Annotated in this window: 15 protein-coding genes and 1 riboswitch; of the genes, 8 read left to right on the top strand and 7 right to left on the bottom strand. The window is 49.2% G+C overall.

Annotation, left to right across the window (positions count from 1 at the left end):
- Nucleotides 1-155: 155 nt before the first annotated feature.
- From P0X86_RS19015 to P0X86_RS19005, 3 genes are all read right to left on the bottom strand, one after another.
- Nucleotides 156-995 (bottom strand): IS3 family transposase, encoded by an 840-nt coding sequence (locus P0X86_RS19015; protein ID WP_277746206.1) that lies wholly within the window; start codon nt 993-995, stop codon nt 156-158.
- Nucleotides 992-1306, bottom strand: coding sequence for a helix-turn-helix domain-containing protein (locus tag P0X86_RS19010; protein WP_277746115.1), 315 nt, complete (start codon nt 1304-1306; stop codon nt 992-994). Before P0X86_RS19010 ends, P0X86_RS19015 begins: the two co-directional genes overlap by 4 nt.
- A gap of 102 nt (nt 1307-1408) precedes the next feature.
- Nucleotides 1409-2617, bottom strand: a complete 1209-nt coding sequence (locus P0X86_RS19005) for an MFS transporter (protein ID WP_277746205.1) — start codon at nt 2615-2617, stop codon at nt 1409-1411.
- A gap of 338 nt (nt 2618-2955) precedes the next feature.
- Between P0X86_RS19005 and P0X86_RS19000 the strand changes: the two genes are divergently transcribed.
- Entirely contained in the window at nt 2956-3675 is a 720-nt protein-coding gene (locus P0X86_RS19000; protein ID WP_009596040.1) for a YebC/PmpR family DNA-binding transcriptional regulator, read from the top strand.
- 95 nt (nt 3676-3770) lie between these two features.
- Here the strand turns inward: P0X86_RS19000 and P0X86_RS18995 are convergent, their stop codons facing one another.
- On the bottom strand, nt 3771-4991 hold the full coding sequence (locus tag P0X86_RS18995) for a peptidase (protein WP_277746204.1): 1221 nt from the start codon (nt 4989-4991) through the stop codon (nt 3771-3773).
- 375 nt (nt 4992-5366) lie between these two features.
- Here P0X86_RS18995 and P0X86_RS18990 point away from each other — a divergent pair, with 375 nt between their 5' ends.
- From P0X86_RS18990 to P0X86_RS18970, 5 genes are all read left to right on the top strand, one after another.
- Nucleotides 5367-6281, top strand: coding sequence for a LysR family transcriptional regulator (locus P0X86_RS18990; RefSeq protein WP_277746203.1), 915 nt, complete (start codon nt 5367-5369; stop codon nt 6279-6281).
- A gap of 128 nt (nt 6282-6409) precedes the next feature.
- Complete coding sequence (locus tag P0X86_RS18985; protein WP_192571504.1) at nt 6410-6880, top strand: DinB family protein; 471 nt, start codon at nt 6410-6412, stop codon at nt 6878-6880.
- 189 nt (nt 6881-7069) lie between these two features.
- Nucleotides 7070-7591 carry a GNAT family N-acetyltransferase gene (locus P0X86_RS18980; RefSeq protein WP_192571505.1) on the top strand — a complete coding sequence of 174 codons (522 nt, stop codon included), beginning with the start codon at nt 7070-7072 and terminating at the stop codon, nt 7589-7591.
- 101 nt (nt 7592-7692) lie between these two features.
- Nucleotides 7693-10239 carry a diguanylate cyclase domain-containing protein gene (locus tag P0X86_RS18975; protein ID WP_277746202.1) on the top strand — a complete coding sequence of 849 codons (2547 nt, stop codon included), beginning with the start codon at nt 7693-7695 and terminating at the stop codon, nt 10237-10239.
- Nucleotides 10240-10385: 146 nt separating this feature from the next.
- Nucleotides 10386-11018 (top strand): YdcF family protein, encoded by a 633-nt coding sequence (locus tag P0X86_RS18970; RefSeq protein WP_036660916.1) that lies wholly within the window; start codon nt 10386-10388, stop codon nt 11016-11018.
- Nucleotides 11019-11045: 27 nt separating this feature from the next.
- On the opposite strand, the gene P0X86_RS18965 is transcribed toward P0X86_RS18970, so the two are convergent.
- From P0X86_RS18965 to dapA, 3 genes are all read right to left on the bottom strand, one after another.
- Nucleotides 11046-11501 (bottom strand): hypothetical protein, encoded by a 456-nt coding sequence (locus tag P0X86_RS18965; protein WP_277746201.1) that lies wholly within the window; start codon nt 11499-11501, stop codon nt 11046-11048.
- 24 nt (nt 11502-11525) lie between these two features.
- Entirely contained in the window at nt 11526-12968 is a 1443-nt protein-coding gene (locus P0X86_RS18960; RefSeq protein WP_277746200.1) for a PAS domain-containing sensor histidine kinase, read from the bottom strand.
- Nucleotides 12969-13234: 266 nt separating this feature from the next.
- The gene (gene dapA, locus P0X86_RS18955) at nt 13235-14110 is read right to left on the bottom strand and encodes a 4-hydroxy-tetrahydrodipicolinate synthase (RefSeq protein WP_277746199.1); all 876 of its coding nucleotides are present in this window, start codon (nt 14108-14110) and stop codon (nt 13235-13237) included.
- 111 nt (nt 14111-14221) lie between these two features.
- Between dapA and P0X86_RS18950 the strand changes: the two genes are divergently transcribed.
- Entirely contained in the window at nt 14222-15097 is an 876-nt protein-coding gene (locus P0X86_RS18950) for a LysR family transcriptional regulator (protein WP_277746198.1), read from the top strand.
- 60 nt (nt 15098-15157) lie between these two features.
- Nucleotides 15158-15238: riboswitch (ZMP/ZTP riboswitch) on the top strand.
- A gap of 83 nt (nt 15239-15321) precedes the next feature.
- On the top strand, nt 15322-16482 hold the full coding sequence (purT, locus tag P0X86_RS18945; protein ID WP_277746197.1) for a phosphoribosylglycinamide formyltransferase 2: 1161 nt from the start codon (nt 15322-15324) through the stop codon (nt 16480-16482).
- Nucleotides 16483-16624 lie beyond the last annotated feature (142 nt).

Genomic DNA, 16624 nt, shown 5'->3' with positions numbered 1-16624 from the left:
CTACTAAGTTATTAACAAACCGGAGCCCTTCTTAAAGAAGAACTCCGGTTTGTTACGTTCATCGCACCTCATTGTCCGTCTCGCCCCATATTTCAAACCAAAGAGCCGCCTCTCGAAATGGTCAAGACCCCATTTAGTGGACATTGAAAAAACACCTAGGCTGTAAACTGGCGTCGGTACTCTACCGGCGTCAGTTTATTTAATTTGCGCTGTGGTCGTCTTCGATTATAAAATCGTATGTATTTCTCAATTCGGCTTTGTGCCTCCGCTAGATTTCGGATATCATAAGGATAGAGCCCTTCCGTTTTGAGATGCGAGAAGAAGCTCTCCATGGAGGCGTTGTCTAGGCAATTGCCCCGGCGAGACATGCTGATTTGGGCGCTAACCTTTGGCAGCATGTCGTGATAGGCATGAGACGTGTACTGGAACCCTTGGTCGCTGTGAACGACCAATCCGGTCACGTCTTTTTGCTTAGCAAACGCTTTGGCGAACGTCTGCGGAACCAATTCATTGTCGTTACGCTCGCTGAGCTGGTAGGCCACAATCTCGTTGTTGAATAAGTCTTTTACCGCCGAGAGATACAGCCAACGCTCACCCACCCGGTATTGGGTTATATCCGTTACCCATTTTTGGTTTGGTCTCTCCGCCGTAAAGTTACGCTTAAGCAGATTCTCCGCCACACGCTCCGCGGCCTTGTATACCATGTTGAATTGGCGCTTCTTGCGAATGCTAGCTTGGAGCCCAAGTTCTTGCATGAGACGTAGCACCTTTTTGTGATTCATCCACACACCGTGATCCTGCCACAGGAACAGTTGGATTTGTCGGTAACCATACTTTCCTTCGTAGCGTTTGTATACTCTGCGGATCAGCCGTTTGTCTTCGGCATCCCGGTCGTTCTCTTTACGCTTTAAATAGGCGTAATAGCCACTTCTAGAAACACCAATGAACTGGCACAGTTCAGCTACTTGCCCTGATTTTGCTGCTTGTTCGATCATGGCGAAGCTTTCTTTCTTACCTCCTTCATCCAGATTTCCAAGCACTTTTTTAGCATTTCATTCTCCCTTTTTAGCTTTTGGACATAGCGATCTTGATCCAAATATTCTTCTCGTCTTCCTCGCTGATCCAATAATCCAAACTCACCTAATTCCCGATACTTTCGCATCCACTTTTTTACACGATCTTTATCTTGAATCTCAAAGTGCTCGGTAATTCGCCTATATGTCCACTTTTCCTCAACATGAAGGCGAATCGCCTCTTTTTTCACTTCATCTGAATATGATTTATACTTTTGACCTTTCTTTGCCATAAAAAATGCACCCCTTAGAATTTATCGGAATAACCAAGGGGGTTTTCCAATGTCTATTCTAAGGGGGGCACTTCAAAATGGGAGGCGGCTCTTTTTCGCTGCTCATTGCTCCAATACGCCGGCCGTGCTCGTTTTCTTTTTAAATAATGGGATCAGTAACGCCGATCCTGTGAGGAGCAAGAGTGCACTGACCGCATAGACGAAGAACAGGGACAGCTGGTCTTTGAGCAATCCTCCCAGCGACATGCCCAGCACCATCATGCCCATAAAGATCGGGGTAAGCGCGCCGCCCACCCGACCAATATATGGCCCCTCCGCATTGTTTAGGATCAGGGTGTTGATTCCAATGTGGATGGCGGGGTAGAAGAATCCGTTAAGCACCAGAAGCAGCAGCGTAAACATGATGTTTGTTGACCAGCCGATACCGAGGTTTCCGATAGCACTAACGGTCAGTCCGAGAGCCAGTAAGGTTTGAGGGGTTATTTTCTTGGCAAATGCCATGACGAATCCCCCTCCGACCAGCATCGCCGCCCCATTGACGGTTAACAGCCATTGCAAGAATGATTTATCCTGCCCGAGGTTCTCAATCGTCACAAAAATCGCGAGCGGCTGGATAAGTCCCGATGCCAAGCCAGCGGCGGCGAAGGTCGCACCTAGTGTTCGGAGCGTTTGATTACTCCATACATAACGAAGACCTTCGATAAGTTCTTGCTGGAGATTCTGGTGCTTGGATTGTGTCTCTTCCAGCATATCGCGAGGCAATAAAGTCAGAATCAAGCCAGAACCCAGAAATAGGGCGCCTGTGGCGATCAGCGATATTTCAATGCCGTACTTCTGGTATGCAAATGCGCCTGCGATCGGGCCGATGACCGTAAAGAAGGCAACCATGGATTGAAACATGGCCATTACGGATTGCAGCTGTTCAGCGGGCACATGCTGTTTGAACAGCTTCATCGCCGAGGGCTGGGAAAATTGTGAAACGGTGGCAGAGAAGAACGTCAGTACCAGCAATGCCTGCCACGACCCGTTATGAACGGCGATCAGCACGAGAAATGCCGATAACGCGGACAAAACATCCGAACGGACCATGGTACGTTTAGGACGCCAGCGGTCCGCGAAAGTACCGCCGATGAAGGCAAACAAGAAAATAGGGGCAAATTCGGCTACGGAAATGAGAGATACATACACAGGATTATTGCCTGTCATGTCCGTAACGTATAACAGAATGGCGAAGTTGCGAACCCAAATGCCGAGGTTCAAGAGTACGCGTGAGAACACAACGGTTCGGACATACGGGTTGTTAAGCATCATGAATGATTCTCCTTTCGTGACCTGCATTGTGCAGGCCGGACATCGTAAAAAACAAGCGAATGCGCATTTCGTTGATTAATACATAGACATAATAATATTTTGTCTATAAATAATCAACATATATTTTGTGTTGTCTATAAATCGCTCGCCAAAAAGGCACTTCCCGCATCGGTTCATGCGCTTGAAGTGCCTTCGAACCTGATGATTATTACGGGTATGTGTCTATTTTCCGGATCTACGCTCTTAACCTTGTTCAAGGGACTTAATAGAGATATAATGGACAGGGGTATTTATTGAATACCGGCTTCAGATTCAATGATGAAAGAGAGTCGAAACGTATGGGCCGTAAATGGAATAATATTAAGGAAAAGAAAGCATCCAAGGATGCTAATACAAGTCGCGTATACGCGAAATTCGGTGTGGAAATTTATGTTGCCGCCAAAAAAGGCGAGCCGGATCCTGAATCCAACCGTGCGCTGAAGGTTGTACTAGAGCGTGCCAAAACATACAATGTGCCGAAAGCGATCATTGACCGCGCCCTGGATAAAGCCAAGGGCAGCGGGGACGAGAACTATGAAGAGCTTCGTTATGAAGGCTTCGGTCCGAACGGATCGATGATCATCGTCGATGCATTGACAAACAACGTCAATCGGACGGCGCCTGCCGTGCGCTCTGCCTTTAACAAGAACGGGGGCAATATGGGCGTCAGCGGTTCGGTGTCCTATATGTTTGATCCAACGGCCGTCATCGGAGTGGAAGGAAAGACGGCAGAGGAAGTCATGGATCTGCTGCTGGAAGCCGACCTGGATGTCCGCGACATCTTGGAAGAGGAAGAAGCCGTGATCGTTTACGCTGAACCGGATCAGTTCCATGCGGTTCAGGAAGCATTCAAAGCTGCTGGCATAACGGACTTTACCGTTGCCGAGCTGACGATGCTGGCACAGAATTTTGTGTCCCTGCCGGAAGAAGGACAGGCGCAGTTCGAGAAGCTGATCGACGCACTGGAAGACCTTGAGGATGTTCAGCAAGTCTATCACAACGTGGAGTTTGAGGAATAGTTGATACGGATCGATATCCTATTAAAAAACCATCGTATTCAGGAGTCCTGCGTACGATGGTTTTTTGCTGCATAGCTATTATTTTGGATTAACCCTTATTGGCCGGATTGAACAATGATGACTTCGGCCGAGGTGATGGCTGGAATGGACTTGGTCATGATAGGCGAGTGGTAGGCTACGACCTTCGCACCCGGCTTCAGTTCCGATTCCGTGCTGAGCCCCGCAATCACTTGCGTGTCTTCGGTAACGTTAAGAATGACGTCATTCTCCGTTGATTGGTCGGAGCCTACATTGATATACAGCTGGTCTTTGGTCGTGCGGTCGGATGCTGCAACGGTGCCTTCGATTTTGGGAGCGGTCGTTTCCGAAACCACGATCTTATCAGCGTGAGTCCGGGCAGGATAAATCAGGGTCATCACTTGGCTGTAATAGGCCTCGATGCGGAGATCTGCTTTCAAAGCTTCAGCCGTCAGCGGTTTACCCTTCGCATCGACGATCTCCGTATTTTCGTCTACGGTAAGGATGACGTAATTGACGCCGCCCGCCTCCAGTGCCTGACCCATGACGGTGATTTTGTTATCTGTCTTGTCCGTAATGATTCCGTTCGTGCCGGCAGGTTCTTCTTGTACAGGCTCTTCTGCTTGGGCTTGAACCCGAATGTAGTTGGTTGACGATTGAGGCGGCATGCTTAACGCCACATAAGGTCCGTAGAAAGCGCGAATGCTCATGCCGGCTTCCAGGCCACCCGCATTGAGCTTGCTGCCGTCTGTATTGATGATTGTCGCTTTTGGATCCAGATGAAGCAGGATAGTCTCTTCACTGTCGTTGTACAGATTGGTACCCTCCACCAGAATGCCTTGCTTGGTTACCTCAGCGATGGTTCCATCAATACCCGCAAAGTCTTTATCCTGAACGATGATCGTAAGCGCTGAGCCTTGAGCAGGCAGACTCTTGGTGATGTTCGGGCCATAGAAGGCTTTAATTGCTTTGTTCTTGTCCACAATCGTTTGGAGTTGGACTTTGTTTCCTTTGGCATCGATGATTTTAGTGTCCTTGGAAATGGATAGCTTGATTTCTTGTTGATCGGTGGCACCGAGACCGCGGCCGGTGACCGTAATCCATTTGCCCGTTTTATCGTTTACGTATTCCGTTATATAACCCATGGTTCCAGGAACGCTTTTCTTTGCCTGATTCACGATGCTGCCTTGCCCCGTATGGACTGAAGCAGGAGGGGCGTCCTGTGCATTAGCGGCTGCCGGCAGTGCTGCCATCGCCAGAATTGTAGCGGTTGTTAATACTTTGTAGATTTTGTTCATGATAGGTATCCTCCAAGTGTAGATTATCCTAAAGGCTAGGATACAGCCAAGCCATGCGCGAATTGGTAAAATGTACTTGCTGCACCTCTATAGACGGGAGATCTGTAGAAATGTTGCAGCACGGGCGGAAAAACATGCTGAACGATTCCGTTATTTAACTAGAAGACGGGGGCAGCCATGGAACATATGAACTTGGAGCACGTGACAGATTTGTGCAAGCTGACGAACGAAAGTTTAGGCTTGCCTATGGTTATTGTAATCCGCATGATAGAATGAAATACTCGCTGACACCAGTCGGGATGTCGTTAACCGATCAAACCTTATCGGAAGCCTTCTTTATCACAGTGAATCGTTCAAGAATCGAGGGATGGATCCATGAATCTTCATGCACTCCGCATATTTAATGATGTGTCCAAAACGGGAAGCATTACGAAATCGGCCGGCAATCTAATGTTAAGCCAACCGGCCGTTACCGCCCAAATCCGCAATCTGGAGCGGGAACTCGGCTTGAAATTGATTGAGGCGAATGGGCGCAATATTCAATTGACAGAAGCCGGTGAAGCGTTGGCCGCGCATTCCCAGCGGTTATTTGCGATGGAAGCCGAGATGGAAGACATGATGCAAGCCATTAAATCTGGCCGGGAGGGAAGTTTGCGGATATGTGCGACGGAGCTGCCGGAGACCGCCTTGCTTCCCGGATGGCTGGTTGGATATAAACAACAGAATCCACGCATGGATGTGGAGCTGCTGAAAGGGAATTCCAACACAGCGCTGCAGCGATTACGGGATCATTCGGTACATATCTCGATCGTTTGCGGCAGTTGGTCCATAGAAGACGAGGTCATTGAGTCCTTTACGATTATGGAGGACGAATTGATTTTTGCCGTACCCGCAATTCATCGCCTAGCCGGCAGAGAAGTTACTCGATTCGAGCTTATGGAGGAGCCTTTTGTGCTGAGGGAGGAAGGGAGTTACACACGAAAACAGTTAATGTCTCTGATTGAGGCCTCAGGCATCCGGGGACCTCTTTCCTCCATCACGATAGAGGGGTTGAACGAAACCATTGAGGCGGTTAAAGCGGGTTACGGGGCTGCCCTGGTCCCGGCTCTATCCATCAAGACAGAGCTGGCTTCCGGCGAACTTAGCAAGGTAAAGGTAACAGGCGTAACGATCCCGCATCCCATACGGGTGTGTACCAAAAAGCTAGAAGCGATACCCGCACACATCCGTTCTTTTATTTCCTATATCCAGGCGGATATCCGCGAAAGACACTACGATATCCATGGATGATGAACGGCTCGCGCCTGATTCATCCATTTTTTTTATGAAACGAAGCGTAATCGGTATTATTCCTTTTTTATTATATAGGGTACACTCGGTTAAGCGGATGCTAGATCAGATGAGAAGGAGCGAGGTACATGCGACCATACCTTTTTGAACATTTGGAATTTGTACGTGCACAAACCTTGAATCTTGTAAGGGATATCCCGGATGATATGGCGGAATGGATTCCGAGCGGAATGAACAACCACGTGAAGTGGAATGCAGGACATATCTATTTGACGCTGGAACGGTTTACGTTCGGCGTGAATGGCGAGACCATGCACCTCCCCGAGCATTATACCGAGCTGTTCCAGACGGGCTCCAAACCAAGGGAGATCAACGCTTCATGGCCTTCCATGAGCGAACTTATCGAACGGCTTGAAGGTCAAGTCCAGTGGATCGAACAGAGGTACACAACACATCTGCAAGATACCGTCTTGTCTCCCTACACGACATCCAAAGGTTTAAAGTTATCCAAGATAGAAGAATTCTTAAGCTTCTGCTTATATCATGAAGGCATGCATTTTGATAAAATCAAATCGATATTAAGTCAAAATATCCAGTGATTTTACAATTTATGAAGGAGTTTCATACATAAAGTCGAATAAAGTAAAAACAGCCTGCAGCATGAAAGAAGGTGACCCGGCGTTATCAGGAAAGACAAAGAAATGGATAAACGGCGAATCGCATTTGTCCCTGTATTGAAGTGTGAGCAGAGAGGACACGGAAATACAACTTGAAGAGGAGTCGGGCAAATGCATATCGTTACCGAAAGATTAGTGATTCGCGAATTTGAACCAGGAGATTGGCAGGATGTTCTTCAATATACATCCGATCCCTTGGTGATGTTTTACATGCCGGAGCCGGTCCATACGGAAGAGACGGTGAAGGAATTTCTGGAGCAGAACAAGGGCGGGCAGGCGCATCATTATGCCGTCATCCTGCAAAAGGAACAACGCGTGATCGGACACATGGTGTTTCATCCCTGCTTTGGCGAACATACTTACGAGATCGGCTGGGTCTTTCATTCAGCCTACCACGGTATGGGGTATGCTACGGAAGCCGCCGGAGCCTTGCTTCAGTATGGCTTTGAAGCATTGGGAATACACCGGATCATCGCGACATGCCAGCCAGAGAACACGCCTTCGTATAAGGTGATGGAGAAGCTTGGCATGAGGAGAGAAGGCTGCTTTAGGCAGTGTATCCCTCGAGGCGAAGTTTGGTGGGATGAGTATTACTATGCTATCCTAGAGTCTGAATGGCGTACAATTTCATAGACCTGTTGTTATAATATGCTGTGCCCAATGTATCTCTTTATAACAATGAGATGCATTGGGCATTTGGTTTTAAATCTGTGAATAAGGGAAGTTGATAAGCAATGACTGAACAGGATGCACTTAATCGAAAGTTACTGACGGAGGGCGATTATGTAACGGATGAACCGATCGACCTGACCAATTGCGAAAAAGAACCTATTCACATTCCAGGATACATTCAGCCCCATGGCGTACTACTTGCCATTAATCCTATCGACGATTTCAGGATCGCGCAGTGCAGCCGAAATACGGAACAGCTGCTCGGGATCAGCGCCGAATCCCTTTTGGGACAGAGCCTTGAGGAGCTTATCGGAAAAACGCAATTTGAGCTTATGATTCGCCGAGACCTTCAAGCAATAGCGACACCGGACTTACAATATATCAATCTTACGATTTCGGTTGCCGATGAGCCGATTGAGTTTATCGGAATTCTTCACGAAAGCGAAGGGCTGATTCTGCTGGAACTGGAGCCGGTTTCGGAAGATACCGTGCCCTTTACGGATGATTTTGAATGGATCCAGACTTTTTTCAGTCGGATGAAACGAACCGAGAATCGGGTTGAAGCAAGTCAAGTGGCTTGCGAGCTCGTGAAGGACATTCTGGGTTATGACCGTGTGATGCTGTATGAATTCGATGATCACTGGAACGGAAAAGTGATTGCCGAAGCCAAAGAGCAAGGGCTGGAATCCTTCCTGGGCCATCATTATCCGGCATCGGATATTCCTCGGCAAGCCCGTGAACTGTATTTGAGAAATTGGCTGCGTACGATTGTTGACGTGGGTTATACGCCGGTCGAGATCATCCCCACCGTGCAGCCTTTGACCGGAAAGCCGCTGAACCTCAGTTTATCCGTTCTTCGCAGCGTGTCGCCGCTTCATATTGAGTACCTTCATAATATGGGGGTCGGCGCGACAACCACGATTTCCCTTATCCATGACAACCAGTTATGGGGATTAATCACCTGCCATCACTACAGCCGAAAATACGTATCTCACCGCACCCGCAACTTGTGCAATTTTCTGGGATCCTTTTTCTCCAACGAACTGTATCAACGCCAGCAGCTCGATGATTACCAAACCGAGCTCAGGCTTCGAATTTTATCCGCCCGTTTCACCGAAATTTTCATCGGCAACACCGATGTCTATCAGGTGCTTGAGCAGCTTGAGACCGAAGAGCAGGGCTTGCTGGATTTAATGAGCGCTACCGGTGCCGCCGTCTATTACCAGGACAATTTGATGTTGTATGGCACGACGCCCACTTCGAAGCAAGTCATGGAGCTGGCCGGCTGGTTATCCGCCCAAGCAGAGGATTATACGTACCACAGCTCGAAACTCAGCGCAGAGTATGAGCCTGCCAAAGCATTCAAGGGTGCGGCCTCCGGCGTATTGTATCTCGCCCTGTCGCCAGGTCAACAAAACTATGTCATGTGGTTCAGGCCGGAGGTTGTTGAAATCGTGGATTGGGCTGGCGATCCGGCCAAAGCCGTTATACAAGAAGAGGATAAAATGCGTTTATCCCCTCGAAAATCGTTCGAAAAATGGAGGCAGGTGGTGGAGGGCACTTCATACTCATGGAAGGCTCAGGAATTAAGCGTTCTCCCCCAATTGAAATCGATTGTCCGCAAGCAAACCGATTTTCAATTAAGACAAGCCAAAGAACAGGCCATTCAAAATGCACGCATATTCAGGGAGAACGAGGAGCGGTATTTGCAGCTTATGGGCCACTCCCCCGTAGCCTTCTTGTCACTGACAACGGCGGGAACCATCGTGTATTGCAATTCGCGGGCCGAGACGCTGTTTGGCGCAACGAGGCCGGAGGAACTGCTCCAGCTTGAAATATACACCTTGGCTAGCGATGGTTCCCGCATGGGTCTAAGAGAGCAAATCAAACGGATGGATCAGAATCAGGCCCAGCTCGTTTCCGGCAGCGGCTGGTTTGATACGCTGGATGGAAAGAGGATGGAGCTTGAATATATGCTGGCAGCCATTCATCAGGGACGCAAATCGTCCATTATGGTCATTTTGAGAGAAGGTACCCCGAATGGAGGCCCCGATCGCGTATATTCCGATGTATTGAACCAGCTTCAGAGCTACGTGACAACAGATCCGTTGACCGAACTGCCCAATCCGGCTACTTTCGAAAAAGAATTGGCGACGGATTGGGAGGAAAGCGTTCAGAACCAGGTTTCTCTGGCCTTGCTGATGGTCGATATCGATGATTTCCGGGTGTATAACACGCTTCATGGTCTATATGGCGGCGATTTATGTTTGCAATGGATTGCCGACGCACTGAAAATCATAGGCGAATACTATGGAGCGGCCATTTCGCGTTACGGCGGCGGAACCTTTATATTGAAGATCAAAGATACCGATCCCGACCGAACCTATGAAGTGGCTGAGAAGATACGTCAAGGCGTCCTGGCGCTCAGCATCCCCAAGGACCGAACGGAGGAAGACGGATTTATGACGGTAAGCGTAGGAGCGGCTTGCCTAACGCCCACCTCCATGCTGAGTCTTTCCCATTTGACTGACGAAACGGAAAAAGCCATGCATATTGCCAAGAGCAAGGGGAAGAACAGAGTCACGCTATATGGATATGAAACGGATTGATGTCCGTTGGAACCAAGAGGAAGTTGGATAATCAAAAGCCTGCAGCTCCATTATGGAGCTGCAGGCTTCTTTGCTGTATTATATCCCTGTACATATGATGCTAAAATGAAGACTGGAGTTGAACGAGTGGAAGTTGGAGGTGTTGCATGACCCGATTGATGCAGCCGCGGAAAGCAGGAAGCAGAAGAAAGCGCGTCTTGTTGAGAGTTTTGCTGGGACTGATAGCCATCATGCTGGTTTATTCGATTAATGTGGGATACACGATTTGGAAATATGCAGGGCGAACGGTGAATATTCCCTCCGATGCAGCGATCGTTCTGGGTGCAGCAGTATGGGAGGGGAGACCTTCGCCTGTGTTTCAGGGGCGCATCGATCATGCGTTATGGCTGTATGATCAACAATACGTAGACAAGCTCATTTTTACAGGGGGACGCGGGTCCGAAGAGGAAGTAGCCGAATCGGAAGCGGCCAAACAATATGCCATCGAACACGGCGTTCCGGAGAGGGATATCCTGGTAGAGACGAGTTCGACGATCACCGAGCAAAACCTGTATTATGCCAACAAGATAGGCGATGCGGCAGGGCTGTCCTCATATATTATCGTGAGCGATCCGCTGCACATGAAGCGGGCGATGGCGATGGCTGAAGATATGGGTCTCGAAGCCAATCCTTCTCCCGCGTCACGGAGCGCTTACCAAAGCGTAAGAAGCAAGCTCCCCTTTTTATGCAGAGAGGTCTTTTATTATATCGGTTATCATCTGGCGAAACCCCTTCGATAAAAGATCCGATAATGCGCAGTTTGCGTGTTAGTCCAGACTTCCGAGATCGTTGGCAAGCATCTGATGGCTTTCCTTATCCGTTACCCTGTCGAGATAACTTGCCGCTTTTTGCTTGGATGCCAATGCATGCTCCTTGTTCCTCAGAACCAGATAGGCTCTGGCTTCCGCTTCGTATCCGTAACCGATGTAGAAGGGTTCGAGGTTAGCCGATGACCCGATCGTGATGCAGCGCTTGGCATAATGCAGTGCTTGATCGCCCTGACCCGTTACCGCGTATACTCGGGAGAGCTGCCAATACCCGATAGACAGGTTGCGCTCTGTATGATCCGCCACCCGGCTCCAATGCCAAAAGGAAGCATGACACATGTGAATCATGTTCTCTTCGTCTTCCGTCGTCCGCTGCTTCTTCTCCAAGATATCCCAGACCTGATTGAAGCAGTTTATTGCAAATTGTTTATGTAAGTTTGAATCTTGAATGTCCATGCCTATGTCCTCCGATTGTACGCATTATAATGCAGGTAAATGGATCGTAAAGGTTGTCCCATGATCAGGAGTGCTCTCCACGTTCATCGTACCGCCGTGATTATGAATAATATTCTTGGTAATCATGAGACCGAGTCCCGTGCCGGTGTCTTTCGTTGTAAAAAAGGGCTGTCCCAGTGATTGGATCTGATCCTGCGTCATCCCAACTCCTTCATCCTGCACGATAATCTGTACCTCGGGACCGCTGTGCACAATGTCCAAGGTGATGCTTCCCCCGTGATTCATCGCTTCCATCGCGTTTTTCAGCAGATTGATGAACACTTGCTTGAGCTGGTTGACTTCGCCCTGTACATAGATCGGAACCAGTGGAAAATGGGGAATGATCTCTATATTCTTGAGAGCGGCTTGCACCTTCATCAGCGTAATGATCTGATCCAGTATGGCCGACACGTCGATGGGTCCGCTCACGTGGGCGCCCTGCGGTTTGGAGAGCACCAAGAGTTCGTTGACGATGAGCTCGATGCGTTTGAGCTCCGATTCGATGATTTCAAAATAAAGCTCGTTGCTGCGTTCCGCGGATCGCAATAACTTCACGAATCCATTAATCGATGTCAATGGATTTCGAATTTCATGAGCGATGCCGGCGGCCAATTGGCCGGCGGTCGTCAGCTTCTCGGATTGCATCACGCGGTCCTCTTCCATTCGCTGCTCCGTGATGTCCTTGAAGATGCCGACGGCCGCTTTCTCGCCTTCATATTGTATGATTAACGTGAATCCCGTGACCATCTTCTCCTGCCCGTCCAGACAGCGTATCAGATAATCGACGCTTCCGATTTCTCCGCTCTCGGCATACGTTGCCCTGCGTTTCATCAATGCTTGATGATACGATGCGTCGACGATCACGTCGGTTGAAATGCCCAGCACGTCATGTGAGTGCGTCGCATTGACGAGTCGGAGCGCGGCAGAATTAACATAGTGCACAATGCCTTTTTTAGTTATGAGTACGGAGAGAGGGAGCTCTTCCAGCAGCTGCAGAAACGAATTTTCCTTCTCGTTCAGCTTCTGTTCCTTCTGCTCCAGCTGTTTCATGAGCTGCCTCAGCAGCGATCGATCCTCGAATTGTACCAAGTATCCCTTGGGCCCCCGCTCCGGATCGTGATCAATGCTGCAGCGTGCACTAAGGTATAACTCGCGATCAGACGGATGACGGTAAGCATGTTCAACCGGGGGGACGGATGGCTGATGACCTTGGGCAGCCCTAGCGTTCTGAATCACTCGATCCAATAACTCGCGCAGGCTGTTTTCTTCTTGCGGCGCCCCGGCAGTTAACTCCTGCGGCGAGTAACCCAACAGATCACATAGTGCCGAATTGACCTTAAGAATCGTTCCATCTAGCGATACCAAAGCCATACCGATTACAGATTGTTCGAAGGCAAAATCATGATTAGGGGTGGAATAGGGCAGCACTGCAAGTCTCCTTTCAAATTTCTGGGAGGAATTGAATGTACCCATATTATAAGTGGGGCGATTTCATTCATCAATCCTTTAAAGCGATAGATTTAAGCAGGATTTCTTTTTTTGCGTAAAATGTCAGTATCATCCATCCCATCATCTGCTGATTGAAAGCATGTGCGCCCTATCGCATCCGAATCATCCATTCAAGAAAGGCAAGGCAGCGTATGCGCCCCGCCACTCTTGAGGAGAAATCTATTACGTCCACGATTTAAAGTTTCTCAGTTTTTGAGTGCTTGATCCAAGGATAGCTTGAGCTCATCCGTAATGGTGCCCATCGGCAGGCGCAGGGTGTCGGATGAGATAAGGCCTTGCTTGGCAAGCAGCCATTTTAGCGGAGCGGGATTGGATTCTGCGAACAACTGATGAATAACGGGAAGCAGCACTTCAAACTCCTTTTCGGAACGAGAATAATCCCCTTGGGCAGCTAATTGATACACACGAATAAAAGCCTCGGTATTCACATTGGCCGACGCCAAAATGCCCCCGGATGCACCATGACGCAGCATCTCATGAAAGCGGACATCGTCCCCGCATAGAACAGGCTTCGTATCGTATGGAGACAAGCTTCTCATAAGCTCCGTACTCGCAGTGCTGTCCTTCATTCCGATGACACCGGGGATCTCCATGATTCTTCGAATGGCATCGACCGGTAAGGAAATTCCAGTGCGCGAAGGAACTTCGTACAATATAACCGGTATTCCCACCTCCGCGACTTTGCGGAAATGTTGTATAATGCCCTCAATCGAAGGGCGGCTGTAATACGGCGTGACCACCAATACCGCGTCTGCCCCGATATGTCCTGCCCATTCCGTCCGCTTCATGCTGGAGAACGTATCGTTGGTACCCGTACCAATAATGACCGGCAATAGCCGCCCGTCCAAACCTCTTCGCGTTTCCTCCACCACCTGAACCACTTCTTCCCAAGTTACCGTCGGCGCTTCTCCGGTCGTTCCGTTGATGACCAATCCTTGAATGTCATGGGATAACAAATTCTTCAAATAACGATGATAAGACGGAATATCCAATGCGTATTCATGTGAAAAGGGAGTGACCACCGGAACATAAATACCTCTCAATTCTTGCGGACTCAACATGATCTTTCCTCCATTTCATGAATTGTGGCTTTACTTTACCATAGGAAATGGAATCGGTGTTATCTATAATAATAGATAGCTATTATCAATATTATTGATAAGGAGAGAGCGATGGAACTGATCTATCTGCAAACCTTCAGGGAGGTTGCTGTCCGAAAGAGCTTTACTAAAGCCGCTGACGAATTAGGTTATGCACAATCCAGCGTTACCACCCAGATTCAGAAGCTGGAGAAGGAATACGGCGTCAAGCTGTTTGAACGGTATGGCAGAGGCCTGCGCCTGACGAAGTCAGGGGAGGAGCTGTTCAAGTATGCTGTCCAAATGCTGGATCTGTTCCAGCAGTCTAAGGAAAAGCTGACGAAACAAGGCGGGGGCAACTTATCGATTGGAACGATCGACTCGCTTGCCGCTTATTTTCTTCCAGCCGTCATTCATCGGCTGAGGCAGAAGCATGAGGATCTCGTCATCCGCTTGCAGCCTGATCGTGAAGATAGCATCGTCAGTAAGGTAAGAGAGGGTGAGTACGATCTCGGGCTTGTTCTGGAGAACAAACCGGAAGATACTTCATTGAATTGGATCTCGATCCGGGAAGAGCCCCTCCTTTTGATTGCCCATCCGGATCATCCGCTTCGTAGATTGCCCGTCATCAAGCTGGAGCATCTGGCTGATACCGAATGGATTATGACCGAGGATACATGCAATTACCGGATCATGCTGGAAAAAGTGCTGCGCGCCAGCGGAACTCCCGTCCGTATTGGTTTGGAATTGGGCAACCCCGAGGCAATCAAAAGATATATCATGTCCGGTACCGGCATCTCGCTATTGCCGAGAATGGTAGCAGAGGAGGAAATCAAGAGGGGAGAGCTGGCGATTCTTCCCTTTCAACACCCTGACATTCGACTGGACATCCAGATTGTCATTCATCCTAAGAAATGGCTGTCACACTCGCTTCAGGATATGATCGAAATGTTGAAGTCCAAATCTTAAAGACGCAGGCTGATATTGCATTTAACGAAAAGATTCAGTATCATTTATGTAACAATGTATAGGTTTATGTGTGACTGGCGTAGCATGGGGAACCATGAGGGAGCACATGGATGACAAAGGCCGTACGCCTGGGCAGAGGTAAGGGAGGTTTATTTCCCTTACCTCTTTATTATTTTCTTGGGCTTCTATCGTCTCTGAAACTATGAAAAGGGGATAAAACAACGATGTTCAAAACGAAAAAAATATTGCTGCTGGGATCTGGAGAACTAGGGAAAGAAGTCATAATTGAAGCACAACGATTGGGTGTCCACACCGTAGCCGTCGATCGTTATGCCGATGCTCCTGCCATGCATGTTGCCGATCACAGCCATGTGATCGATATGCTGGACGGCGAGAAGCTGCGCGCAATCATTGAGCTGGAAAAACCGGATCTGATCGTACCGGAGATTGAAGCGCTGGCTACTTCGGAGCTGGTGAAGCTGGAGGATGAGGGGTATCGGGTGATTCCTACCGCCCGAGCCGCAAAGCTTACGATGGACCGTGAAGGGATCCGCCGGTTGGCATCAGAGGAGTTGGGGCTGCCGACTGCGGACTATCGATTTGCCGATACTTATGAGGAATTCAAGCAGGCTGTCCTGGACATGGGTTTTCCGTGCGTGATCAAACCGCTGATGAGCTCCTCCGGCAAAGGCCAAAGCGTGTGCCGTTCGGAAGGGGATATCGAGTCCTGCTGGAACGTCGCCATGGAAGGCGGCCGCGTGCAGAACGGAAGAGTGATCATTGAGGAATTCATTACATTCCAGTCGGAGATCACGCTTCTGACCGTCCGCTCCGTCAATGGAACAAGCTTCTGTGCGCCGATCGGGCATATTCAGGAAAGCGGAGATTATATCGAATCGTGGCAGCCGCACGATATGTCTGAAGCGCAAATCGAGGAAGCTAAATATATTGCGCGGAAGATTACCGACGAGCTTGGCGGATACGGCTTGTTCGGCGTTGAATTATTTTTGGCCGAGGATAAGGTGTACTTCAGCGAGGTATCCCCGCGTCCGCATGATACTGGGCTGGTTACGCTGGTCACGCAAAATCTATCCGAATTTGCGCTTCATGTCCGTGCCATTCTCGGGTTTCCGATACCAGAGATCGAATTGATCACGCCGGGAGCCAGCCGCCCCCTGAAAGCCGGCCGAGAGCTGGAAGACTATACGATTACAGGCGCCGATCAAGCGCTGGCCGTTCCGAATACGCAGCTTCGCATGTTCGGCAAACCGGTAACCAAGGTCGGAAGACGAGTAGCAGTCGCGCTGTCAACCGCCGGCGATGTCGAAGAAGCGCGGTCACGTGCGAAGCTGGCCTTGGATAAGCTTGCCGTCGAAGAGGCATAAACATCGGAATTCCATAGGGATATCACATGTCATCATGTTGAAAAGGCCAACCGAAATGACCGGTTGGCCTTTTCAGTTATAGAGAAATCAGGGATCCAAATCGGGTACAGACTCTTCGAATGACGAGTACTTGCTTTTAGTT

Source organism: Paenibacillus sp. BR1-192, assembly GCF_029542445.1.
Classification (GTDB): Bacteria; Bacillota; Bacilli; order Paenibacillales; family Paenibacillaceae; genus Paenibacillus_AQ; species Paenibacillus_AQ lautus_A.
This window is presented reverse-complemented; position numbering and strand designations above follow the sequence as displayed.